The 23,333-nt window shown below is 62.9% G+C and carries 28 protein-coding genes; 19 read left to right on the top strand and 9 right to left on the bottom strand.

Features of this window, described 5'->3' with window-relative positions; translation table 11 throughout:
• Window positions 1-127 precede the first annotated feature (127 nt).
• The 4 genes from R8L07_07435 (at window position 128) to R8L07_07420 (ending at window position 4,069) form a co-directional block, all read left to right on the top strand.
• Entirely contained in the window at window positions 128-271 is a 144-nt protein-coding gene (locus R8L07_07435) for a hypothetical protein (protein ID MDW3205363.1), read from the top strand.
• Window positions 249-2,027, top strand: coding sequence for a hypothetical protein (locus R8L07_07430; protein MDW3205362.1), 1,779 nt, complete (start codon window positions 249-251; stop codon window positions 2,025-2,027). The genes R8L07_07435 and R8L07_07430 overlap by 23 nt, the downstream gene beginning before the upstream one ends.
• 16 nt (window positions 2,028-2,043) lie before the next feature.
• Window positions 2,044-2,955, top strand: coding sequence for a site-specific tyrosine recombinase XerD (gene xerD / locus R8L07_07425; GenBank protein ID MDW3205361.1), 912 nt, complete (start codon window positions 2,044-2,046; stop codon window positions 2,953-2,955).
• A gap of 136 nt (window positions 2,956-3,091) precedes the next feature.
• Window positions 3,092-4,069, top strand: coding sequence for a CoA ester lyase (locus tag R8L07_07420; protein MDW3205360.1), 978 nt, complete (start codon window positions 3,092-3,094; stop codon window positions 4,067-4,069).
• A gap of 57 nt (window positions 4,070-4,126) precedes the next feature.
• Here the strand turns inward: R8L07_07420 and R8L07_07415 are convergent, their stop codons facing one another.
• From R8L07_07415 to R8L07_07400, 4 genes are read right to left on the bottom strand one after another with little or no spacing between them, the layout of a single operon-like run.
• Complete coding sequence (locus tag R8L07_07415; protein MDW3205359.1) at window positions 4,127-4,558, bottom strand: MarR family transcriptional regulator; 432 nt, start codon at window positions 4,556-4,558, stop codon at window positions 4,127-4,129.
• Window positions 4,555-5,460, bottom strand: coding sequence for a DMT family transporter (locus R8L07_07410; protein MDW3205358.1), 906 nt, complete (start codon window positions 5,458-5,460; stop codon window positions 4,555-4,557). Before R8L07_07410 ends, R8L07_07415 begins: the two co-directional genes overlap by 4 nt.
• A gap of 15 nt (window positions 5,461-5,475) precedes the next feature.
• The gene (locus R8L07_07405) at window positions 5,476-5,775 is read right to left on the bottom strand and encodes a DUF3253 domain-containing protein (GenBank protein ID MDW3205357.1); all 300 of its coding nucleotides are present in this window, start codon (window positions 5,773-5,775) and stop codon (window positions 5,476-5,478) included.
• Between the two features lie 14 nt (window positions 5,776-5,789).
• The gene (locus R8L07_07400) at window positions 5,790-6,080 is read right to left on the bottom strand and encodes a hypothetical protein (GenBank protein ID MDW3205356.1); all 291 of its coding nucleotides are present in this window, start codon (window positions 6,078-6,080) and stop codon (window positions 5,790-5,792) included.
• Between the two features lie 43 nt (window positions 6,081-6,123).
• Between R8L07_07400 and R8L07_07395 the strand changes: the two genes are divergently transcribed.
• The 3 genes from R8L07_07395 (at window position 6,124) to R8L07_07385 (ending at window position 8,646) form a co-directional block, all read left to right on the top strand.
• A complete protein-coding gene (locus R8L07_07395; GenBank protein ID MDW3205355.1) occupies window positions 6,124-6,858 on the top strand; it encodes an NnrU family protein in 735 nt (244 codons plus the stop codon).
• 109 nt (window positions 6,859-6,967) lie between these two features.
• On the top strand, window positions 6,968-7,240 hold the full coding sequence (locus R8L07_07390) for a hypothetical protein (protein ID MDW3205354.1): 273 nt from the start codon (window positions 6,968-6,970) through the stop codon (window positions 7,238-7,240).
• Between the two features lie 185 nt (window positions 7,241-7,425).
• Window positions 7,426-8,646 (top strand): HAMP domain-containing sensor histidine kinase, encoded by a 1,221-nt coding sequence (locus tag R8L07_07385; GenBank protein MDW3205353.1) that lies wholly within the window; start codon window positions 7,426-7,428, stop codon window positions 8,644-8,646.
• A 4-nt stretch (window positions 8,647-8,650) separates the two neighbouring features.
• On the opposite strand, the gene R8L07_07380 is transcribed toward R8L07_07385, so the two are convergent.
• Complete coding sequence (locus tag R8L07_07380; protein MDW3205352.1) at window positions 8,651-9,043, bottom strand: GFA family protein; 393 nt, start codon at window positions 9,041-9,043, stop codon at window positions 8,651-8,653.
• Window positions 9,044-9,084: 41 nt separating this feature from the next.
• Window positions 9,085-9,726 (bottom strand): GntR family transcriptional regulator, encoded by a 642-nt coding sequence (locus R8L07_07375; GenBank protein MDW3205351.1) that lies wholly within the window; start codon window positions 9,724-9,726, stop codon window positions 9,085-9,087.
• Between the two features lie 168 nt (window positions 9,727-9,894).
• Here R8L07_07375 and panB point away from each other — a divergent pair, with 168 nt between their 5' ends.
• From panB to R8L07_07330, 9 genes are all read left to right on the top strand, one after another.
• Window positions 9,895-10,755 carry a 3-methyl-2-oxobutanoate hydroxymethyltransferase gene (panB, locus tag R8L07_07370; protein ID MDW3205350.1) on the top strand — a complete coding sequence of 287 codons (861 nt, stop codon included), beginning with the start codon at window positions 9,895-9,897 and terminating at the stop codon, window positions 10,753-10,755.
• Window positions 10,712-11,080 carry a DUF6166 domain-containing protein gene (locus R8L07_07365; GenBank protein ID MDW3205349.1) on the top strand — a complete coding sequence of 123 codons (369 nt, stop codon included), beginning with the start codon at window positions 10,712-10,714 and terminating at the stop codon, window positions 11,078-11,080. Before panB ends, R8L07_07365 begins: the two co-directional genes overlap by 44 nt.
• A 53-nt stretch (window positions 11,081-11,133) precedes the next feature.
• Window positions 11,134-12,201, top strand: coding sequence for a TRAP transporter substrate-binding protein DctP (gene dctP, locus R8L07_07360; GenBank protein MDW3205348.1), 1,068 nt, complete (start codon window positions 11,134-11,136; stop codon window positions 12,199-12,201).
• Between the two features lie 74 nt (window positions 12,202-12,275).
• Window positions 12,276-12,800, top strand: coding sequence for a TRAP transporter small permease subunit (locus R8L07_07355; protein MDW3205347.1), 525 nt, complete (start codon window positions 12,276-12,278; stop codon window positions 12,798-12,800).
• Complete coding sequence (locus tag R8L07_07350) at window positions 12,797-14,110, top strand: TRAP transporter large permease subunit (protein MDW3205346.1); 1,314 nt, start codon at window positions 12,797-12,799, stop codon at window positions 14,108-14,110. The genes R8L07_07355 and R8L07_07350 overlap by 4 nt, the downstream gene beginning before the upstream one ends.
• A gap of 10 nt (window positions 14,111-14,120) precedes the next feature.
• Window positions 14,121-15,008: a phytanoyl-CoA dioxygenase family protein gene (locus tag R8L07_07345; protein ID MDW3205345.1), complete on the top strand. Its 888-nt coding sequence runs from the start codon at window positions 14,121-14,123 to the stop codon at window positions 15,006-15,008.
• A gap of 137 nt (window positions 15,009-15,145) precedes the next feature.
• Window positions 15,146-15,955: a fatty acid hydroxylase family protein gene (locus R8L07_07340; protein MDW3205344.1), complete on the top strand. Its 810-nt coding sequence runs from the start codon at window positions 15,146-15,148 to the stop codon at window positions 15,953-15,955.
• Window positions 15,956-15,965: 10 nt separating this feature from the next.
• Window positions 15,966-16,154: a hypothetical protein gene (locus R8L07_07335; GenBank protein MDW3205343.1), complete on the top strand. Its 189-nt coding sequence runs from the start codon at window positions 15,966-15,968 to the stop codon at window positions 16,152-16,154.
• 219 nt (window positions 16,155-16,373) lie between these two features.
• Complete coding sequence (locus R8L07_07330; GenBank protein ID MDW3205342.1) at window positions 16,374-17,033, top strand: hypothetical protein; 660 nt, start codon at window positions 16,374-16,376, stop codon at window positions 17,031-17,033.
• An 81-nt stretch (window positions 17,034-17,114) separates the two neighbouring features.
• Here the strand turns inward: R8L07_07330 and R8L07_07325 are convergent, their stop codons facing one another.
• The 3 genes from R8L07_07325 to R8L07_07315 form a co-directional block, all read right to left on the bottom strand.
• Window positions 17,115-19,880: a bifunctional aconitate hydratase 2/2-methylisocitrate dehydratase gene (locus R8L07_07325; GenBank protein MDW3205341.1), complete on the bottom strand. Its 2,766-nt coding sequence runs from the start codon at window positions 19,878-19,880 to the stop codon at window positions 17,115-17,117.
• A gap of 215 nt (window positions 19,881-20,095) precedes the next feature.
• A complete protein-coding gene (locus tag R8L07_07320) occupies window positions 20,096-20,977 on the bottom strand; it encodes a hypothetical protein (protein ID MDW3205340.1) in 882 nt (293 codons plus the stop codon).
• Window positions 20,970-21,341 carry a helix-turn-helix domain-containing protein gene (locus tag R8L07_07315; GenBank protein MDW3205339.1) on the bottom strand — a complete coding sequence of 124 codons (372 nt, stop codon included), beginning with the start codon at window positions 21,339-21,341 and terminating at the stop codon, window positions 20,970-20,972. The genes R8L07_07320 and R8L07_07315 overlap by 8 nt, the downstream gene beginning before the upstream one ends.
• A 131-nt stretch (window positions 21,342-21,472) precedes the next feature.
• On the opposite strand from R8L07_07315, the gene R8L07_07310 reads away from it, so the two are divergent.
• Genes R8L07_07310 through R8L07_07300 form a run of 3 tightly spaced genes read left to right on the top strand, consistent with a single transcriptional unit; the run spans window position 21,473 to window position 23,298 of the window.
• Complete coding sequence (locus R8L07_07310) at window positions 21,473-22,084, top strand: NAD(P)H-dependent oxidoreductase (GenBank protein MDW3205338.1); 612 nt, start codon at window positions 21,473-21,475, stop codon at window positions 22,082-22,084.
• Window positions 22,085-22,125: 41 nt separating this feature from the next.
• Window positions 22,126-22,479, top strand: coding sequence for a cupin domain-containing protein (locus tag R8L07_07305; GenBank protein ID MDW3205337.1), 354 nt, complete (start codon window positions 22,126-22,128; stop codon window positions 22,477-22,479).
• Window positions 22,480-22,494: 15 nt separating this feature from the next.
• Window positions 22,495-23,298 carry an SDR family oxidoreductase gene (locus R8L07_07300; GenBank protein MDW3205336.1) on the top strand — a complete coding sequence of 268 codons (804 nt, stop codon included), beginning with the start codon at window positions 22,495-22,497 and terminating at the stop codon, window positions 23,296-23,298.
• Window positions 23,299-23,333 lie beyond the last annotated feature (35 nt).

Raw genomic sequence — 23,333 nt, 5'->3', positions numbered from 1 at the left:
TACGTTCCCGGCGCAGTTTCGCGCCTTTTATCCTGGTCGCAGAATTGCCATAGTCGGCGAATAGGGTAAAGCCTGTGCTGCGTTGCCGAAGGTTCATCTCCAACAGCCTGCAAATCTAGGAGGAACGGTGGGAAAAGTCGTTTTGTTTCTGATCGGCCTGATCTTTGCCGCGCTGATCGGCGGTGCGATCTATCTGATCGCCTACGATATTCCGGCCCCGACGGCGCCGGTCGAACGAGAATTGGACGATGCCCGTTTCCCGCAATCGTGACGTGACAAGGCCGATGTTGCTGCCGTTCCTGGCCGTAACGGGGTGGATGGCGCTGGGACTGGTCGCACCGGCCGCCGCGCAAGTGCAACTGTTTCCGCCTGCCGAAACGGATGGCAGCGTCGACACGGCGCCGGTGCCGTCCGTTCCCGCGGCGCCGGAAGGCATGTCGGTGGAAAGCCTGGACAGCGTCGATGCGGAAGCCGTCGGCGCGGTCGTCGATCCGGACGCGGCCCTGCCGGCGCAGATGTGGACGGGCCTGTCGCGCGGATCCGTGGTGGCATTGATCGATGGTCTGCCGGCCGCGGTTGACTATCCGGCGGCCAGAAGTTTGGCACGACGGTTACTTCTGACCGCCGCATCCCTGCCGCCGGCCGACAATCAGTCCCCGGTTTCGGTGCTGCGGGCGCGGGTTGCGGCGCTGGCCCGCATGGGATTTTCGGCGGATGCCGCGACCCTGGCCCAGACCGGGGCTGACGCGCTGCGCGATCCGGCCGGCCAGACAGCGCTGGCCCGGGCGCAGCTCGCGGCCTACGACCTGCCCGGTGCCTGCGGGACGGCCGGCGGTGTCGACGCGGGTGCGGCGGCGTCCTTCTGGGCGAAGTTGCTGGCTTTCTGTCAGGCTGTGGCCGGTCAGAAAGATCAGGCCTCGCTGGCGGCGCAGACCTTGCTGGATACCGGTGAGGACGACCCGCTGTATTTCTCGTTGATGGACAGCATCACTCTGGGCCTGTCGCCGGAAGTGGGCGGCATGACGGCCAGAGGTCCGATGCATTACGCCATGTTGCGCTATGCCGATGCGCCGGTCCCGGCGGATGTGCGCGACCCGAATGTGGCGCTGCTGGCGGCGCAGCGCGGCGACGACCTGGCGGCGGCCGAGTCGGCGAGTCTGCGCGGAATCCTGCCGCCGGGCGATCTGGCGGACAAGTATCTGGCGGAGAAATTCAAGGAGACGGCACTGGACAAGCCGCTCGAGGTGCTCGACCGGGTCAGCCCGGCAGGCGGGCGGGCATTGCTCTATCAGGTGCTTCTGCGCTGGGAAATTCCAGCCTTGAAAGCGGAGGCTGTGGCAACCGCGCTGGCACGGGCGTCGGCGGATGGCGTCGGCTTGGCGGTCGCGCCGGTCTTTGCCGGTCCGGCCCTGGAAATCCCGCCAAGTGCCGATCTGTTGTGGTTCGCGGAGGATGCGGCGCGGCTGTTCTATCGCACGGGCCATGTCGACCGGGCCCGGGCCTGGCATGCCCTGCTGCGCAACGCGTCGCTGGCCGATGCGGCCGCCGCCGAAGCCGATGCGCGCCTCTGGCACCTCGCCATGCTCACCGGCGAGACCGGGACGGCACTGGGCCGGTCCCGTCAGGGATGGGAAGCCGCCGTGGTGAACGGCGCGCGCGATGCGGATGCGGGGCGGACCTATCTGGATTTCTTGAAGGCGCTGGTCGCCGCCGCGACCGGAGCGGAGGCGCTGGCCGGAGATGCCGGGCTGCGCGCGTCGGCCATGGCGGCGAAACCGGAACGGGCCACAGGTGCCCCGGCACTGACCCTCGCCATGCTGGACCGGGCCGCCGCGGCGGGACGCAGCGGCGAGACGGTTGCGCTGGGCGTCGCGGCGCTGGCCTCGGCGCCGGCGGCCGATCTGGCACCCGCTACCGTCACCGCGGTCGTTCGGGCCCTGGCGGCGGTCGGCCTGGAACGGGACGCGCGACGGCTGGCGGTGGAGGCGGCGGTGCTGGCAGAGCCGGAGCCGCGGCCGATCGAGTGACCAGAGGCGGACGGCAATGTCCCGGCATATCGATGCCTTCCTTGAGATGCTGGTCGTGGAACGCGGCGCGGCGCGCAACACGATCCTGGCCTATCGCCGGGATCTGGAAGACTACGAACAGAGCCTGAGCCGCAGGGGCCGGTCCCCATCCAGGGCGGGGTCTGACGATGTCTCGGCCTATCTGGCGGGCCTGGCGGCGGACGGGATGAAGGCATCGACGGCGGCGCGGAAGCTCTCGGCGCTGCGACAGTTTCATCGTTTTCTGTATGCCGAGGGATTTTCGGATCGCGATCCGACCGCGAATGTCGATGCGCCGCGCCGGGGGCGGCCCTTGCCGAAGGTGCTGACGGAGGAGGAGGTCGATATCCTGCTGGAGGCGGCCCGCGCCGAGCCGGGGGCGGAAGGCGTCCGCCTGGCCTGCCTGCTGGAGGTTCTCTATGCCACCGGTCTGCGCGTCAGCGAACTGGTGACCCTGCCGCTGGCCGCCGCCCGCCGGGAGGAGCCGTTCCTGACCGTACGCGGGAAGGGCGGGAAGGAGCGGCTGGTGCCGCTGTCCGCCCCGGCCCGCGATGCGATGCATCTCTATCGCGACTGGCGAAAGGTGTTCCTGCCGGGTGACGGCGAGGAAAGCCCGTTTCTGTTCCCCAGCCGGTCGAAGGAAGGGCATCTGACCCGCCAGCGCTTCGGCCAGATGCTGAAGGAACTGGCGCTGAAGGCCGGCCTGGATCCGGCCAAGGTCAGCCCGCACGTCCTGCGCCATGCCTTCGCCGGGCATCTGGTCGCGCACGGCGCCGATCTGCGCGCCGTTCAGCAGATGCTGGGCCATGCCGATATCTCGACCACGCAGATCTATACCCATGTCCTGAACGAGCGGCTGGCGTCGCTGGTGTCGGAAAAACATCCGCTGGCGAAACGATCCCGCAATTGAAGCGGTGCTAGGGTTCCTTCGTCCCGGCTGAACCGCCCGCATCCGTCTTTCGGCGATATCGGGCTTGAATTTTCCGTTGTATGGAATTAATTCCGCATTACGGATTTAAACCTCACCAGACCGGGAGAGCAGACCCATGAGTTTCCACATCGTCGAACAGGCCACTCCGCGCCTGAACCGCAGCGAGCTGGCCGTTCCGGGCAGCCGCACGGAACTGTTCGAAAAGGCGGCGCAGTCGGACGTCGACGTCATTTTCCTGGATTGCGAGGACGCCGTCGCGCCGGACGAGAAGGAACAGGCGCGCAAGAACATCATTGAGGCGCTGAACGATATCGACTGGGGCGACAAGACCATGTCGGTCCGGATCAACGGTCTGGATACGCACTACATGTACCGCGATGTCGTGGATATCATCGAGCAGGGCGGCGAGCGTCTGGACCTGATCATGATCCCGAAGGTCGGAACGGCCTCCGACGTCTATGCCGTGGACATGCTGGTCAGCCAGGTCGAGGCCGCGGTAAAGCGCAAAAAACGTATCGGCTTCGAGCTGATCATCGAAACGGCGCTGGGCATGGCGAATGTCGACGCCTGCGCCGCCGCGTCGCCGCGCAATGAAAGCCTGCATTTCGGTGTTGCCGACTATGCCGCGTCGACCAAGGCACGGACGACGGTCATCGGCGGCCCGCACCCGGATTACGGTGTGCTGACCGACAAGGACGGCGATGCGCCGCGGGACTACCATTGGGGCGACATGTGGCACTATGCGATCAGCCGCATGGTCGTCGCCGCCCGCGCCAACGGGCTGCGCCCGGTCGACGGGCCGTTCGGCGACTTCTCTGATCCGGACGGCTACAAGGCGCAGGCCAACCGCGCCGGTGTTCTGGGCTGTGAAGGCAAATGGGCCATCCATCCCAGCCAGGTTGCCCTGGCCAATGAACTGTTCTCGCCGTCGGAAGCAGACGTTACGAAGGCGAAACGAATTCTGGAAGCCATGGAACAGGCCCAGAAGGAAGGCAAGGGCGCGGTGTCGCTGGACGGACGCCTGATCGACATCGCATCGATCAAACAGGCGGAAAACCTGGTGGCGAAGGCCGCTGCGATCGCCGGTCGGTAAAATGGGTCGGCAGGTCGTCGCCGCAAACCGGATTGTTTGCCCGGGACCTGCCGCTTCCTAGGCCAGCCGATCGAGCAGATCGATCAAGGTCTTCTGCTCTTCCGGCGATAGCGGGCTCAGCGTCCGGGCGGTGACCGCCCTGGCGCTGGGGACCAGCCTTTCCGCAAGGCGCCGGCCCTCTTCGGTCGGGGACAGAATGGTGCGGCGCCGGTCCTTCGGGTCCGGCGCGCGCTGCACCAGGCCGCGTTCCTCCAGACGGCGCATGACGCCCTGGATCGTGGCCGGATCCATCGCGGTCAGCCGCCCCAGGTGGTTCTGGGACATGGACCCGTCATCGCACAGCCGCATCAGGGCCGCGAACTGCGTCGGTGTCAGGTTCGGATCCTCCAGGGTTTCCTGGAAGATCGCGCTGGCACGCTGATGGGCACGGCGCAGCAGATGGCCGATCTGGCGTTCGACGCGATAGGTCTGATCGGCCTTGTCCGTCATGCGGGCATTCCTGCGGCGGGTTTCCGGGTCGGCCAGTTTACCATCAGAATGCCAATCGCAACGGGTATCAGACCGATGATGTCGGTCGCCCCGATCGGTTCGCTGAGTGCCAGCCACGCGATCAGCATGGCAATGCCGGGATTCAGGAAGTGGAAGGCACTCGCCGCGCCCGCCCCGGCCTTGCGGATCAGCGCAAACCAGAGAAGGAGCGCGCCGAAGGTCATCACGATGGCGGTATAGGCCTGGGTCCAGATGAAGGTCCAGCCCCAGTCGATATCCGGGCTGCCGCCTTCCAGCAGAAAGGCCGCGGGCAACAGCACGACCGAGGCGGACAGGGCCTGGACTGCATTCATCGCAAGCGGATCGGCGTGACTGCCCCGCTTCTTATACAGCACCGTACCGCAGGCAAGACAGATCATCCCGACAGTGGCGATGCCGAGCCCGAACGGATCGTCGATTTGCAGGTCGCCATCCAGGCGGTGCCACAGGATGAACCAGGCCCCGGCCGTGCCGAAGATCAGACCCAGCACCTTGAGCGGGGTCAGCCGCTCCCCGAGCACGGGCCAGGCCAGGGCTGCCGTAACCAGCGGCATCAGACTGGCAATCAGCGCCACCATGCTGGAGGACGTGGTCTTGAAGGCGATGAAGGCGAGGCCGAGATAGGCGGCATTGTTGAGAATGCCCAGCCAGATCGCGGTCCATCGGTCCGGGCCGCGCGGCGGCAGACCGCGGCGCATGACCAGCAGTACCAGCCACATCACCAGAAAGGCGATGCCGAAACGGATCGTCAGGAACCAGAGCGGCGGCGCGGCCTGGATCGCGAACTTGCCGACGGTGAAAGCGGAACTCCAAAGCGTGCAGAACGCGAGACCCAACAGGTATACCTGCCAACCGATACGCATGAACCCAAACCCAATCTATCGTTTCAACCGCATCCGCCAGACGCCCTTGAAGTCGTCCGGATCCACCGGCTCCCCCCGGCGGGTGATTTCGATCCGGCCGGTGCGGGCCAGAAAGATGGCCTGTTCCTTCACCGCGCGGCGGTAGCGCTTGTACAGATCGCGCCCATCCGTCGGTTTGCGGCGAATCTCGGCATAGATGCGCGCGATATCGTCCGGCGCCGCGGCTTTGTCCGCCGGCAGTGCGGCCAGCTGGTCGAGAATGACCGTGGCCACCGGGTCCAGTGGCGGCGGGTCTTTCGGGGTTTCGTCGGTCACCTTCGTATTTCCTTCTATTCAAGCCGCGGCTTCAGACGGTACCGGCCGTCTGCGTTGACCGGGTCCACGGAACGCCCCTCCCGGTGGGCGATGATTTCACCGCGATTGACCAGAATCTGTGCTGCCTGATCAATCGCAAGACGCTGCCCTTTCTCGTCCGGGTCGATGCCGATTCGGGCATACAGCACCGTTGCGTCCGTTTCCCCGTTGCCATGCAGATAGTTGAGTATCTGGCGCTGGAAGGATTCGGTCGATGGCTGCAGGGAGCCCAGAAACAACCGACGTGCGATGTCGGAAAGGCCCATTTCGTTCCCATCTTTGGCTGCGTTGCGGGATGGCCGGCGGACTATGGACGGCACGCCCGGCCTTGTCCATATTGCGGGGATGACGGAAAGCCTGATGACATTGCTGCTTGCTGTCGCCGTTTTCGTCGGCAGCCACTTCGCGCTGACCGCGGACGGCATCCGCAAGGCGCTGGTTCATCGGTTGGGCGAGGCAGGATTCAGCGCCGTCTTCTCGGTGATCGCGGTGGTCGCGCTGGTCTGGGTGGTGATGGCCTATCGTGACGCCCGGCTGGACAACGTCGTGTTCTGGTCGCATTCGCCGGCATTGGCCATGGTGCCGATCCTTGTCATGCCGATCGCCCTGATCCTGATTGTCTGTGCCGTGACGACCCGAAATCCTACGGCGGCCGGTGGCGAGAAGCTGGCCGGCGACCCCAGGCCCCAGGCCGGAATCGTGACCGTGACCCGTCACCCCATGCTGATCGGGGTCACACTGGCATGCTTTGCCCATATGGCGCCCAATGGCGATGCCGCGTCGCTGATCCTGTTCGGTGGCCTTGCGGTGCTCGGCCTCGGCGGGATCGTTCACATCGACCAGCGACGGCGACGGTCCATGGGCGCGCAATGGGGGCCGATCGCCCTGACAACGGGTGTCGTTCCCTTCATGGCGGCCCTGCAGGGGCGCACAAAGATCGACTGGTCGGGGATCGGTCTGTGGCGGGTTGCGCTGGGTCTCGGGCTCTATGCCGCGCTGGCCTACACCCATGGCTGGTTCACGGGTGTATCCATCCTCTACTAAACCATTGACGGGAATTTGGAATTTTTGGCCCAACTGTTTGGACAACATTGCGAATCGGTGGTAGGAGGACCGGGGTTGGCAGGGGGAGGATAGTCACGGGGAGGACAAGATGGCCCGCTCGATTGCCGAGGCGCAACAGGAGTTGGACCGACTGAATACGATGTACCGCTCTCTGCCCGATCAACGGGACGCGGCCGCGGTAAAGCTTGCGCAGCGCATTCAGGACGTCCAGCAGGAAGTCGTCAGGCTGGCCGCGGCGCCGGCCTCTTCCGGGAAAGCGAAGTCATCCGGTTTCAGTCTGACAACCGTGTTTGCCGTGGTCCTTATCGTTGGGGCGGGTGCGTTCCTGATCGGATATTTCGGCCTTGTGGCCGGGTCCTGATCACCACGTGCCACGCTTAATACGAATTTAAGACTTATTCCGTACCAAATCGGTACGTTCTATAGCGCGGGACCCCGGTTCCGCGCCGTTGCGAATGCGAAGCGCGGAGCAGCGGTCGGGAGATGTGGGCACGCGATGCCATGCGCGTGGAACGGGTTGGGACAGTACAGGTTTCAAGTCATCGAATGAACAGTGTCAGCGTCATAGTGGTAGGCGACATCCCGGATGTCGACTGGTCCCTCTCGGCCCTGGGCCTCGACGATTCTGCAGAGGTTCAGGTAGAGACCGCGGCCACGTCGGACGCCGCGCTGGAATCCATCGCGATTACCAATCACGACCTGTGCTTTGTCGGCGGCAATGTGGAAACCGCGCGTTCGCTGCTGACCGATCTGGCGCAGGCGGGGCTGAAAACCCGCGTCGTGCCGGTCCTGACGGGACGAAATGTCGGCGACCGCCGGGCCCTTCGGGCGTCGGGGGCCATGACTGTCGTCGATGCCGACGATCACTTCCCCTTTATCGTCCCGCATCTGGTGGCCGGCGCCATCGAACGGAAGGCCGAGGCCCTGCGCTATCGGGACGAGCGCGAGGGTCTGATCCGCCAGCTTCTCGACCTGCGGGACGAGCAGGAGCGGATCGACGAGCAATCCGCCCAGCTGGTCGAGATGGCGGAAGACCTGCAGATTTCGAAGGAAACGCTCGAACGGCTGAACTCCGAGAAGAACCGGCTTTTCTCCATCGTCGCCCATGACCTGCGAAGCCCCTTCAACTCCATCCTCGGCTATGCGGAACTGCTGGCCGCGACGGCGGATCAGTTGTCGCCCGATCAGGTGAAGCAGTATGCCGAGGCCACGCATCTGGCGGCCAGCAACGTGTTCAAGCTTATGCAGACCCTGCTGGAGTGGGCCCGGCTGCAGATGGACCATGTCGATTTCGAACCGCGGGAGGCATCGCTTACCGACCTTACCGAGGACACGATGAAGGTCTATGAGAACATTGCGCAACGAAAGGGCATCATCCTCGATTTCGAGGTGGAAAACATCGTTGCCTTCTGCGATCCCGGCATGATCGAGACGGTGATCCGCAACCTGGTGAACAATGCCGTCAAGTTTACCAGGACGGGCGGCACGGTGCGCCTGCGTGCGAAACGGGAGAACGGTGCGATTTCCGTGGCGATCCAGGACGATGGAGTCGGGATGACGGAAGAACAGATCGCTAAGTGCTTCAGCATGTCCGGCAATGTCAAGACCACCGGCACCAGCGGTGAGACCGGAACCGGGCTTGGCCTGCTGATGTGCAAGGACCTGGTGGAAAAGAATGGCGGCCGCATACAGGTCGAATCCACCATTGGATCCGGTACGACCTTCACCTTCACCATCCCGGCGGCCACCATCCCGGCGGCGGGATAGGCGGCTAATCTTCGTGGCGGCCGGTCTCGTCCCGGTCGCGATCGTATCGACGCAGGGTGGGGAAGTCGGGCAACCAGGACTCTCGCCGCAACGTCCACAATTCATAGGTCGGCACGAACTGATCCGGGGCGTCCAGCGAGCCCATGTGGATTTCGATCTCATCGCCGCTGCGCGAGAAGACGGAGGAGCCGCAGCGAGGGCAGAAATGCCGGCCTTCGTAATCGCCGGTCCGGCCTTCAATCGTTACGGCGTCCTGCGGAAAGACCGCCGACGCATGGAACAGCGCCCCGTGGTGCTTCCGACAATCGAGGCAATGGCACAATCCGACGCGGTAGGGTCGGCCCGTCGCGACAAATCGGACGTCGCCGCATTGGCAACCGCCGGTGCTCCGGTCCATGGCGTTCCTCCTTCCAAACCGGATTCGTATCCGGAAGGCCGTTATGCGATGTTCAGCGGCACGTCCAGCGCGGCGCGCGTGAAGGATTCGATGTAGTCCAGCAGATCGTCTGACGCCCGCATGGCGCCTTCCGTCTCGCCCTCACCGATCGCCTGCGCCAGGGCCGCGTGCAGCGTGGCGCAGCGCGGCAGGTCCAGCACTTCCTTGTAGTGCATGTACCAGAACCGGCGTGACAGACCATGGGTCAGTCCCATCGCGCGCTGGGCATATTCATTCCGGCAGGCCCGGGAGACCATCAGGTTCATGTCGCGATCAAGGCGCATGAAACCGACATCGTCGCTTCGGTCGGCACAGTCGCGCATCTCCTCCGCGAGATTGATGAACAGGGTCCGTTCATCGGCGGTGGCCCGCTTGGAGGCGAGTTTGGCCATCAGCCGCTCCAACTCGCGACGGACGCGCAGCAGCTCCAACTGGCTGCGAACGTTGATTTCCGAGACCATAACCCCGCGCCGGGGCAGGATGACGATCAGCCCCTCGCGGGCCAACCGTTGCAGCGCCTCGCGGATCGGCGTTCGACCGATGCCAAGTGTGGTGGCCAACGTGTTCTCCGACAGAACCTGCCCCGGTTTCAACTCCAGGGTGACAATGCGTTCTTCCAGCTCTGCATAGGCTTTGTCCGTCAACGAAGGGGGCAATCCGGCAACCATTGACCATCCATTCCAATCTTTGAAATCGCGTCAAATGTGCAACACATCGACCCTCTTGACAACGTGTCGACACATGATCTTCTATTGATATGTCAGTCGTCGATTAGACGCACATAAAAAATATGTTATGGGGAGGTTGGCGTCGTGGAACGCAAGAAGCGGACAATCACCGAGATCCGCGAATCCAAAACATCCGGCGAAAAAATGGTCTATACCTCGGTGCCGGACTACACGTCCGCACAATGGGCGGAAGCCGCCGGGGTCGATGTCTGCGTGGTCGGCGACAGCCTCGCCATGATCGCGCATGGCCACAAGAGCACAATCCCCGCCACCATGGACATGATGGTGATGCATGCCCAGGCGGTTCGCCGCGGCGCGCCGAACACGTTTGTCTTAGGCTGCATGCCGTATCAGAGCTACCACACCCCGGAAATCGCGCTGGCCAACGCCACGCGCTTCATGCAGGACGCCGACTGTGACGCGGTAAAACCTCAGGGCGGGAAATCGCAGGCGCATATCCTGAAGGCGCTGGTCGATGCCGGCATTCCCACCGCATCCCATATCGGGCTGACGCCGCACACCATTGCGGTTTTCGGCGGCTTCAAGATTCAGGGCAAGACTGCGGACGCGGCGATGAAGATCCTGGAGGACGCCTTCGCGATCCAGGATGCCGGCTGCTTCATGCTGGAATTCGAGGCGGTCCCGGCGAAGATCGCCGGCGTGATCTCCCAACAGCTGGAAATTCCGACGATCGGGATCGGTGCCGGCGCCGGTACCGACGGCCAGATCCTGCTGTCCTACGACCTTCTGGGGGTCTTCACGGATTTCAAACCGAAGTTCACCAAGCGCTACGCAAATCTGACCGAAGTGGCCGTGGCGGGCCTGTCCGCCTACGTCCAGGACGTCAAATCCGGCAGCTTCCCGGACGACGATCACAGCTATGGCGTCGCGGAGGCGGAATATGACCGCTTCCTCGATCTCGTCGAACGCCGCCGTCAGGTCTGACCGGGCCAGCCAGAAGGAAGCCATCGCCATGAAAACCTATACCGGAACGCGGGCCTTCGAAGGGCTGGACGTCCGGGTCGGCGGGGATCCGCTGGATCCGCGGACAGACCTCAAGACCTATTCAAAGAACGGCTTCGAATGGAGTTTCGAAGGCGCATCCCCGCAGCAGCTCGCCCTGGCGATCCTGGCCGATGCGATAGACGACGCAACGGCGGTCCGTCTGTCGCGCGACTTCATGATCGAGATCGTCGCCAATTTCGACAACGACTGGGAAATGACCGAGGCCGATGTGAAGGCCGCGGTGAAGGCGCTGGAGCGGGCGTAAGACCCGACCGGCGGACGAAAACGGACAATCCATAAGACAATTGGGAGGAAGTCATGAGAATCACAAAACTGAAGGCAGCGGCGGTAGCCGCAATCATGTCGACATCGCTTGCGGCGGGCATGGCCCAGGCGGACGAAAAGAAAACGCATTCGTTCCAGATGGCCACCGGCTGGTCCGGCGGTCCGCTGATGGATGTCGGCGCCCAGGCTTTTGCCGACAAGGTGAAGGAACTGAGCGACGGGCGCATCTCCATCGAAGTCTTCCCTGCCGGTACACTCGGCCCGGGCCTGAAGGTCTCCGAGACGGTCAAGAATGGCGTCGCGCAATTCGGCCATACCTGGGCCGGCTATGACTGGGGCGCCGATCCGACGGCGGTCCTGTTCGGCGGCTATGCCGGATCGTTCGATACCGAACGCATGCTGCACTGGCTGTACCGTGCCGGTGGCGCCGACCTGCAGGCGGAATGGCGCATGGACAAGTTCGGACTGGTCTCGATGCCTCTGTTCATCCGGACGGCGGAGGTTTTCCTGCATTCCCGCAAATCCGTGAAAACGCTGGAGGACCTTCAGGGGCTGAAACTGCGGACCGCCGGGGCCTGGCTCGACATTTCCCGCGGCATGGGCGCGGCACCGGTCACCATGCCGGGCGGTGACGTCTACACCGCCCTGGAGCGCGGCGCCATCGACGCGACCGAATGGGGCACGCTTTGGGAAAACATCGCACCCGGTTTCCATCGTGTGACGAAATACGTGATCATCCCGGGCATTCACCAGCCGACGGCGCCGTTCGAACTGGTGATCAACCAGGATGCCTGGGCCGAACTGTCCGAAGGCGATCAGCAGATCGTCCGGGAAGCCGCCTTCCTGACCACCCTGAACTCCTGGCTCACCATCGGTCAGGAAGATGCCAAGGCCCTGGAATTCTTCCGTGAGCAGGGCAACGAGGTCGTCGAACTGGATCCGGAGGTCCAGTACGCCGCTCATGAGGCCGGCATCAAGTGGGCGGAAGGCATTGCCGCCGACAACGAGTGGTTCAAGCGCGTCCTGGACGACCAGAAGGCCTTCGCCAAGCTATGGGCCGGCGCCAACAAGTACCGCACGGTTCAAGTCCGCAGCGAATAGGCCAGCGGACGGTTTCCCAAGAACTATCCCCGGCCGCCTTCGGGCGTGCCGGGGAGCATTTCCGGACGGTATTCATGCGCAGCGTCATCGCCTCCATTGAATGGTTGAGCGAGGGGATCGGCGGCCTGGCCGCCTTGATCGTGATCCCGCTCGTCCTTGCCACCTGCTACGAAGTCTTCGCGCGATATGTGCTCGGCTCCCCGACCATCTGGGCCTTCGAACTCGGCTACATGCTGATGGGCCTGCATTTCCTGCTCGGCGGCGCCATTACCCTGAAGCGCCAGGAACATGTCCGCATCGACCTGATCTATGCCCGCCTCAGCCCGAAGCGCCGGGCCCTGATCGATCTGGCATTCTATGCGGCCATCGTGCTGCCCGCGCTGGTGCTGGTCTCGCTGCGTCTGACCGATTATGCGACCGAGGCACTGCTGTCCGGCGAGACCACCGGGCAATCCGCGTGGAACCCGCAGATCTGGCCCTTGCGCGCCATCATTGCGGCCAGCTTCCTGCTGCTCACCCTGCAGGTCGTGGCCGAAATCCTGAAATGCGTTGCGATCCTGCGTGACCGCGGCACCGAAAACAGGGAGTCCGCCCCGTGACCGCATTGCTGATGTTCCCGACCCTGTTCGGGATGATTTTCCTGGGCTTCCCCGTCGCGTTCTCGCTGCTGTCCGTAGCGTTCGTCTTCGGGATCATCGCCTTCGGGGATGCCGCCCTGTTCCAGTTCGTCCAGAAGATCGAGGATGTCGCGTCGAACTTCGTTCTGGCCGCGGTGCCGCTCTTCGTTTTCATGGGCTCGATGCTGGAGCGGTCCGGGATCGCGGAACAGCTGTTCAGCGCCGTGCATCTCTGGACCAAGCGACTGCCGGGCGGTCTGGCGGTGGGCACCGTCATCATGTGCATCATCTTCGCCGCCTCGACCGGCGTGATCGGGGCGACGGAAACCGTGGTCGGCCTGCTGGCGATCCCGGCCATGATGAAGTACCGCTACTCGAACTCCCTGATTTCCGGGACGATCTGTGCCGGCGGGTCGCTGGGGACCATCATTCCGCCCTCGGTGGTCGTGGTCGTCCTGGGCCCGATCGCCAATGTGTCGATCGGCGATCTGATGGTCGGAATGATTTTTCCCGGGCTGATCCTGTCAGGGCTCTACATCCTCTACATCATCGGCCTGTGCCTGTTCCGGCCCGAAGCCGGGCCGCGTGTGCCGGCGGAGGAGGACGATCTGCCGCTGGGCGAGAAGCTGCTGATCACGGTGAAGGCGCTGCTGCCGCCGCTGTTCATGATCTTCGCGGTTCTGGGGTCGATCATGCTGGGCTGGGCCGCGCCGACCGAAGCCGCGGCGCTGGGGGCCGCGGGTGCTTTCGTGCTGACGATCCTGTACGGCAAGTTCAACCTGAAAACCTTCTGGGAAGCGCTGGTCAAGACGATCACCGTCACCTCCATGATCATGTTCATCCTGCTGGCGGGAAGCCTGTTCACCGGGATCTTCGTTGCCAGCGGCGGCATGGGCGTGATGCGCGAGATGATCAATGCGCTGGAAATCGGACCCTGGGGATTGCTGTTCATTTTCCTGGGCCTCGTCTTCATCGCCGGGTTCTTCCTGGAATGGATCTCGATTCTGCTGATCTTCGTGCCGCTGTTCATGCCCTTCGTCCTGTCGGGCGGGTTTGAGCCGGTGTGGTTCTGCATGCTGATCCTGGTGATGATCCAGACCAGCTATCTGACCCCGCCGATGGCGCCGGCAATCTTCTATCTGCGCGGCGTGGCCCCGGACAGCATCACCCTGATTCAGATGTACAAGGGGGTCATTCCCTTCATCGTCATCCAGATCATCGCCTTGGGGATCGTCATGGCCTTCCCGCAGACGGCGCTCTGGCTGCCCGATCAGTTGCTCGGCTTCAGATAGGAGGACCGTCATGACACCGGAAGAAATCTGTTCCCATCCCCCGCGCCTGGTCTCGCAGGACGTCCGTCAGCGGTATTTCGACGATGGCGGTATCGTCGTGCCGGGGGTGGTCGGCGGGCAATGGTTGCAGCGGTGCCGCAACGCCGTCGCACGCCTGAAACGGCAGAGCGAGAGTCTGAGCCGGTCGGATAACGTGTTCGATCTGGAGCCGGGCCACCGGCCCGACAATCCCCGTCTGCGGCGGGTGTCCAGCCCCTGCGATCAGGATGCCGTCTTCTGGGAGCTGCTGACGGAAGGCCCGCTGGGCGACCTGGCGGTGGACCTGCTGGGCCCTGATGTGAAGTTCTATCAGGCGAAACTGAACTTCAAATCCCCGAAAGGCGGGACGGAGGTGCGTTGGCACCAGGATCACCCGTTCTTTCCCCATACCAACCACGCCGTCCTGACCATGGGTGTCTATCTGGAGGATTGCACGCTGGACCATGGTCCGCTGGAGATCATACCGGGCAGTCACAAGAGCGAGATCTTCGACCACTACGACGCCGACGGTGTCTGGCGCGGTGAGATCTCCACGAAAGACAGTGACCGGATCGACGCCGCCGGCGCGAAGATCTTCGACGGTGCGTCCGGGTCGGTGACGGTTCACAATTATCGCACCGTGCACGGATCGAATCCGAACCGGTCCGATGGGGCGCGGCCGTTGCTGCTCTATGTGCTCAGCGCCGCGGATGCCATGCCCTATACCTCCCAGCCGCTGCAGTCAGCCTATGAACAGGCGATCGTGCGGGGCAAGCCGGCCCGCCACGCCCATCACGAGCCGGGGCGGTTCCGCCTGCCGCCCGATTGGAGTGGCGGATACAGTTCGATCTTCGCCTCCCAGCAGAAAGAGGCCGGATAGGCTGCGCATTGCCGGACACGTGCAGGAAACGGGCATTCGCGCCTCAACGCTTGCGGTTTGCGAATAACTAATGTATAACTGATATATCAGACGAACAGAAAGGTAGCGACACCGTTCGCCCTTGCAGGAGAAAGACCATGGAACTCAGTGAAAGCCCCATGACGCCCCGCCAGCAGACCTATCGCTCGGTGTACCGGTCGCGCATCGACGGCTGGTATAACGGGTTTCTGCATGTCGCGATCATCTATTCGATCGGCGGCCTGGCGCTTTGGTACTATGCCGCGCACATGACGAACGTGTTGTGGTGGGAATGGCTGGTCATTCCGGTGACCTTCATCGCCTGCAACATCTTCGAATGGGCGCTGCACAAGTACATCATGCACCGGCCGATCAACCTGCCGGGCCTGCGTGCCGTCTATCAGCGGCACACCTTGCAGCATCACCAATTCTTCACCGAGGAGGAAATGCGCTTCGCCAATGCCCATGACTGGCGCGTCACCTTCTTTCCGCCCTATGCGCTGGTGGTCTTCATCCTGATGTCGATCCCCGGTGTCGTGGTCTTTTCCTTCCTGTTCAGCAGCAATGTCGGCTGGCTGTTCATCTCGACGACCACGGGCATGTATCTGCTCTACGAATTCATGCATTTCTGCTGCCATGTGGAAGACAACGCCTTCGTGCGTCACATGCCCTTCGTCAACACGCTGCGCCGCCATCACACCGCCCATCACAATCAGTCGATCATGATGGAGCGGAACATGAACCTGACCTTCCCGATTGCCGACTGGCTGTTCGGTACCTCGGACCTGAACCGCGGACTGCTGGGCCATATCTTCAACGGCTACAATACGAAATACGTGAAGACGGACATGCGGAAGGTCGCGCGCACGCCGCGCGTGAAGGACGGCGGTCGCACCACTGGCGGTCCGACCGAAGCCCCGGCGAATTGAGGAGGCAACGATGCCACTGCCCTACAAGATCGCCCTGTCCCTGATCGTCGCGCTCGTTGCCGCCCTGGTGGGGTGGCTCGAGACCCAGGGACCCCAGCCGCATCTCGCGACCTTCGTCTATGCCATTGCCGGCATCATGCTCTTCGGCCTCTGGGTCTTCCCGGAAGCGGGCGGCGGAAAGCCGGAACGGAAGAAGTAAGCCGCGAAACCAATGCGCGGAATGTCGGGGGAGGTGCCGTTGGGCACCTCCCTTTGCGCATCTGTCCGCCCGTTGCACATCTCCCCGGGTGCCGGAGGCCCTTACCCAATCCCCGAAGGGGCCGGAATCAGGATTGAGAAAACGGCGGAACTGGGCAAAATAGGGGACACTTTCTGACAATCGCCCGCCGCCCTGCGGCCTGAACGAGACCGACCCGCAATGCTGCCGGACCTGTCACTGCTTCCCGACCCGGTCACGTTGTGGGCCACGCTGTATGACAGCTTGGTGGCGCTGGCCGCTACTCTGTGGAAATTGCTGGATCTGTCGCGGGACGTGCTCGGCATGGTGCGGCAGGCCGGCCAGGATCCGTTGATCCTGGGCTCGGTGCTGGTGATCTATACCCTGCTGATCGCGCTGCCTTTCGCGCCGGGGGCGGAGATCGGGTTTCTGCTGCTGCTGCTCTACGGCGCCAGCATGGCGGTGCCGGTCTATCTGGCGACCGTCGTCGCGCTGACCCTCGCCTTCCTGGCCGGGCGGCTTCTGCCGGATCGCATTGTCGCCCGGGTCATGCAGCGAATTGGTCGACGAAAGGCCCGCCGACAGGCTGAAGGCGAGGGACAGGAAAGCGTCCCGGAGCCGCGGGCAGCCCGGTGGGGGCGCAAGCTGCTGAAGCACCGGGTTGCGGTCCTGGTGCTGCTCCTCAACATGCCCGGCAACTCGATCCTGGGCGGCGGCGGCGGAATTGCTCTCGCCGCCGGTGCCGGCCGCCTGATGAGGCTGCGCACCTTCGTGCTCAGCGCCGCTGTCGCCGTCGCCCCCGTCCCCCTGGCCGTTCTCATCCTCGGCCGGGCGGATTTCCTGGAATTCCTGGCCGCCTGATTGCCTGAACGATGATCCGTGATCCGGCGCCGCCTGCCCCGTGAGGAACAGGCCGCGCCGGACTCGCGGACTGTCCGGCTGTTACGCCCGTGGCGGGGCGAATTTGGTCAGGTTGATCCCGGCCACCGCCGATTTGTATTCGTCGATGCTCGGTGTCCGGCCCAGGATGGTCGACAGCACGACGACCGGGGTCGAGGCGAGCAGCGACTCGCCCTTCTTGTCCTCGGCATCGGCGACCACCCGGCCCTGGAACAGGCGGGTCGACGTGGCCATGACGGTATCGCCCTTGGCCGCCTTCTCCTGGTTCCCCATGCACAGATTGCAGCCGGGACGTTCCAGATAGAGGATGTTCTCATACTCCGTCCGGGCCTTCGTCTTGGGCGCGGCGTCGTCGAATTCGAACCCGGCATATTTCTGCAGGATGTCCCAATCGCCTTCCGCCTTCAGCTCGTCGACGATGTTGTAGGTCGGCGGGGCGACGACCAGCGGTGCCTTGAATTCGACCTTGCCCTGGGCCTTTTCGATGTTGCGGAACATCTGCGCGATGATGCTCATATCGCCCTTGTGCACCATGCAGGACCCGACGAAGCCCAGATCGACCTTCTTTTCCGCGCCGTAATAGGAGATCGGTCGGATGGTGTCGTGGGTGTAGCGCTTCGCGATATCGATGTTGTTCACATCGGGGTCGGCGATCATCGGTTCGTTGATCTGGTCGAGATCGACGACGATTTCGGCGACGTAATGCGCGTCCTCGTCCGGCCGCAGCGCGGGCTGTTCGCCGGATTTGATCTCCGCGATGCGCTTGTCCGCCTTTTCGATCAGGCCGCGCAGCATCCCGGCCTCGTTCTCCATGCCCTTGTCGATCATGACCTGAATGCGGGATTTCGCGATTTCCAGGGATTCGATCAGGGTTTCGTCATTGGAGATGCAGATGGACGCCTTGGCCTTCATCTCCGCCGTCCAGTCCGTAAAGGTAAAGGCCTGGTCGGCGAGAAGCGTGCCGATATGGACCTCGATGACGCGACCCTGGAAGACGTTTTCGCCGCCCGACTGGGCCAGCATCTGGGCCTGGGTGGCATGCACCACGTCCCGGAAGTCCATGTGATCGGCCATCTTGCCCTTGAAGGTGACCTTGACGGAATCCGGCACGGTCATGCTCGCCTGTCCGGTCGCCAGCGCCAGGGCGACGGTGCCGGAATCGGCGCCGAAGGCGACGCCCTTGGACATCCGGGTATGGGAATCCCCGCCGATGATGATCGCCCGGTCGTCGACCGTGATATCGTTCAGGACCTTGTGGATGACGTCGGTCATGGGCGGATAGACGCCCTTCGGGTCGCGGCCGGTGATAAGCCCGAACTTGTTCATGAAGGCCATCAGCTTGGGCGTGTTCGCCTGCGCCTTCTTGTCCCAGACGGAGGCGGTGTGGCAGCCGGACTGATAGGCGCCGTCCAGAATCGGCGAAATCACCGTCGCGGCCATGGCCTCCAGTTCCTGGACGGTCATCGGGCCCGTCGTGTCCTGCGATCCGACGATGTTGACCGTCACCCGGGCGTCGGAGCCGGCGTAAAGAACGGTGTCCTCCGGAACGCCGACAGCATTCCTGTTGAAAATCTTCTCGACGGCGGTCAGCCCGCGGCCCGGATGGGACACGATCTTGGACGGTGCGAAGACAGGTTTCGGCTCGACGCCCAGCGTTTCCGCCGCGAAGATCTGAACCTTCTTGCCGAAATCGACGGCGTAGGACCCACCAGCCTTCATGAACTCGACCAGTTGCGGCGAGAAGGCGGCGGCGACATCGGCCAGTTCCTCGGAACCGTCCTCGTTATAGAGCTTCTTGGTCTTCGTATTGATGGTCAGGGTCGTGCCCGTCGCGACGGAGTATTTCTCCACCAGCACCGGGCTGCCGTCATTGTTGACGATGACCTCGCCCTTGTCGTCGACCTTCTTGACCCAGTTCTTCAGGTTGATCCCGATGCCGCCGGTCACTCCGACGGTGGTCAGGAAGATCGGCGAAATCCCGTTTGTGCCCGCCACGATCGGTGCAATGTTGACGAAGGGCACATAGGGGCTGGCCTGGCGACCGGTCCACAGCGCGCAGTTGTTGACGCCGGACATGCGGGACGAGCCGACACCCATCGTTCCCTTCTCGGCAATCAGCATGATGCGCTTGCCGGGGTGCTGGATCTTGAGGGCCTCGATCTCCTTCTGCGCCTTTTCGGAAATGAAGCTCTTTCCGTGCAGTTCGCGGTCCGCGCGGGAATGCGCTTCGGCCCCCGGCGACATGAGGTCGGTGGAAATGTCGCCTTCGGCCGCGACATAGGTCACGACCTTGATCTCTTCCTCGATGTCGGGAAGCTTGGTGAAGAATTCGGCGGCAGCGTAGCTCTTCAGAATGTCTTCGGCGCGCGCGTTTCCGGCCTTGTAGGCCGCTGCCAGTCGATCCTGATCCGCGTCATACAGGAAGACCTGGGTCTTCAGGATTTCGGCGGCGGCCTCTGCGATCTCCGCATCGTCGCCCAGGGCCAGATCCAGCAGCACCTCGATCGACGGCCCGCCCTTCATGTGCGACAGAAGTTCGAAGGCGAATTCCGGTGAAATCTCTTCGACGACCGCCTGGCCCAGAATGATCTCTTTCAGGAAGGCCGCCTTGACGCCCGCCGCACTCGTCGTCCCCGGCAGCGTATTGTAAATGAAGAACTTCAGGGAATCTTCGCGGTGTTCGTGATCGACATCCTTGATCTGCGCGATCAGTTCCTCGACCAGCGCGCCGTCCTCGATGGGCTTCGGATGCAGTCCCTGCGTCTTGCGGTCTTCGATTTCTTTCAGGTAATCGGAATAAAGTGCCATTATTGATCTCGCCGGTTAGGTCCATAAATCGGTGCTGGCCACCGCTGCATGCTATTTACCCAACCCGGTTATCTCACGCAATGGCACCCCATGCCGCAGGCGCCCCGGGATCGCGACATCCAGCCGCCGAACCGCCCGCCGCGCCATGCCCGCGCGACGCCCGGCACCACCCGACATGTCGGGTGGTAGCCAGAAGCGGAAGTAGGTTGGTTTCCCTATGCATCTGTACCCAATTGATGCCGCAAGAAGGCGACATTGACGACGAGCCCCGGTAGCAGCCGCTGAAAAAGCCGCACGACTTCCGTGATTTCGTCGGCGGCGCCATCTTGCTGGGCCGCCCTGATGAGCTTCTCTGAAGTCAAATCACCGGGGTTGGGCAGTGCCCGCATTTGTTCGACGGCAAAATCGTGAACCTCGGCGAGTTGCGCCTCGTAGGCGTCGGTCGGTACCTTTTTGGCCAGTTCACGCCACGCCAACGAGAAGTAGCTGGGCCAGCGAGCGAAGGCGCGGTAGTCGGTATTGACGAAGGGGAGACCGAGCGTTGCCTTGATGTCGTCATAGAGGGCGGCGGTCGGCGCATCAACGTGATGCGCTTCCATCAGCGACAGTCGGTTCTCATTTGAAGGGCCACGCCGCCCCTCAAACGGGGAGGTCGAGCCACCATCGCCTAACGCATGACCTTCAAGGAGCAACCGGGCCGCCGTAGCGATCATCAGATAGGGCATGTTGCCGTGCGAGAACACCTCATTGAGCGCGCGGATTTCCTCGACCTCCCGCTTGGCGTAACCAAGATCAGCTAGATCACCGACAAGGGGGCTAGGTTCCAATTGCAAGGCCGCCTCCTCGGCGCGAGCCCGCAAGGCGCCACAGGCTTCGACGAACTCGCGGCTGCCGGCAAGAGGCTCAAATCCACTCCAAAGCGTGCCGAAGAATGTCGGGTAATGGGCGAAGGCCATGGCAACGACGCCCATCCATGGAACGCCGAACCCGGTCTTCGTTCGTTCATAGGTGTCTGCCAACTCACCTGTGGCGGCGTATTCAGCCACCGGATGGATCCGCGGTATCGGGTCAGGCTTCAGTCGCGGCAGATCAGGCATCGGCAAAGCCCTGCGGCAGGCTTTCGCTCCATTTTCTCAATTCATCCAGAAAGCCCAGTGCCGAGCATCCAAGATCGGTGATCTCGTAGTGCACCGAGACCGGGGCCGTATCCATCACCTTCCGCGTGACCAGACCCTGTGCTTCGAGCTGGCGCAGGCGTTCGGTGATCATTTTCTTGGAGGCGCCGCCTACCATGCGCGCCAGATCGTTGAATCGCACCGGCCCGTCCTTGAGGTGCCACAAAATCGACCCGGTCCACTTGCCACCGACGATCCGCATGCCGCGTTCGATGGCACAAGGTTCCAGGCAGGCATCGTGTACGTGTCGGCGACCCTTCGCGTCCTCTTCCACTCGTGCTTCCACAGCTCATCTCCTCTGCAATCGAATAGGTTACTAAAAGTATACTAATTGCTTTCCGAACCCTGTGAACATTATTTCAGTTGGAGGTGGCCGCAAGTCAAGCGGCGAAGACCAAGCAAACGAGGATCAAAGACATGAGCAACATACTTATTCTGAACGGACATCAGCCCTATCCCTTCGCCAAGGGAGGATTGAACGCTGCCTTCGTTGAGCGCGCCACCGCGTTTCTCGAAAGCGCCGGTCACGAAATGCGTGTGACCAAGATTGCTGACGGCTACGACGTCGAGCAGGAGGTCGCCAATCATCAATGGGCGGATACCGTTATCATGCAGTTCCCGGTGAACTGGATGGGGGTGCCGTGGTCGTTCAAGAAATACATGGACGAAGTTTATACCGCCGGCATGGACGGTCGCCTGACCAGGGGCGATGGCCGCGTGGCCGAAGCCCCGAAAGAGAACTACGGTATGGGCGGCACATTGACCGGCACCACCTACATGCTCTCGGTCACACTGAACGCCCCGGCCGAGGCATTCGACAATCCCGCCGAACCGTTCTTTGACGGCGCTTCACTGGATGACCTTCTGCGCCCGGTGCATCTGAATGCCAAATTCTTCAACATGGCGCCGCTACCAACCTTTGGCGCGTTCGACGTGATGAAGAACGCCGATGTGAACTCGGACTTTGCCCGTTTTGACGCGCATCTGGCCCGGGTCTTCGGCACGGATGCCGCGTCGGAAGCGGCCTGAGCCACACCCGCGGAACTCACTCAATCAAGGAAATCTATGAGATGAGCAACTCTCCCCTGGTTGCCGGTGGTCAGCGCGCCCCGCTGGCCGATGAAGCATCGCCCGACATGTATGAGGAGCTGCTGAATACCGGCATTTCGCGCCTCGTGCGAATGAAGATGCCCCCCGGTGCCACGGACGAACCGCACCGCCATCCCGAGGAAATCGTCTATTTCATCAAGGGTGGCACGCTGTCCATCAGGCTCGAAGACGGCTCGTCCGTCGAGAAAGAGGTGGTCGATGGTGAGGTCATGCACAATGGCCCCTGGACCCATCAGGTCAGCAATGTCGGGGCCACCACGGTCGAGGCCGTGTTGTTCGAGCGTCTGGACAATGACGTGGAACCAAAGGGCTAAGGCGAGGAATGACAGATGAGCAAGACTATACTAATCACGGGCGCCGGCAGTGGGCTTGGCAAGGGCGCGGCGTTCGAACTGGCGAAACAGGGTCACAGGGTCATTGCCACGACCCACGGTTCGGACGGGGCCAAAACACTCAGGGCAGAAGCGGCCGAACTGGGCCTGCTGCTGGAGTCGGTCAAGCTGGATATAACCAGCGTCGAGGACCGTCAGTCTGCCTTTAACCGCTTTGGCGCCGAGGTGGACGTCGTGGTGGCGAACGCCGCCATTGGCGATACTGGCCCGATTGCCGAAGTCGACGTGGACCGCATCCGGAATGTGTTCGAAACCAACGTGTTCTCGACCGTCGAGTTCGTTCAACCCTATGCCCAAACCTTTGCTCGCCGTGGGCGCGGCAAGGTGGTGTTCGTCTCCTCGATCGCGGGTTTCCTGACCTTCCCCTATCTGGCCCCTTACACCGCGTCAAAACACGCGCTGGAGGCCATTGCCGAACTGATGCGGGAAGAATTGGAACCAATGGGCGTTCAGGTCGCGACCATCAATCCGGGCGCCTACCGGACCGGGTTCAACGACCGTATGTATGACAAGATGGACGAGTGGTACGACCCGGCGCGTAGCATTACGCCGCCGGACGCGATCCGCAAGGTGCGCGACCTGTTCGCCGGCGACGGCCTGCAGATGGATCCGCAACCAATGATCGAAAAGATGGCCGAGGTCATCGCCGCCGATCACCACAAATTCCGCACAGTTTTCCCGGAAGAGGCGATCCAGGCCGTACTGGATTACCAGCAGAAACACTGGTCGCTGGAAATATGAACCCACCGGGCTCGCGCTCTATCGTGCGGGCCCGG

This window comes from Alphaproteobacteria bacterium (genome assembly GCA_033344895.1).
Classification (GTDB): Bacteria; Pseudomonadota; Alphaproteobacteria; order UBA8366; family Aestuariispiraceae; genus Pacificispira.
Note: the sequence above shows the minus strand (reverse complement) of the source record. Positions and strands in the feature narration are given on the sequence as shown.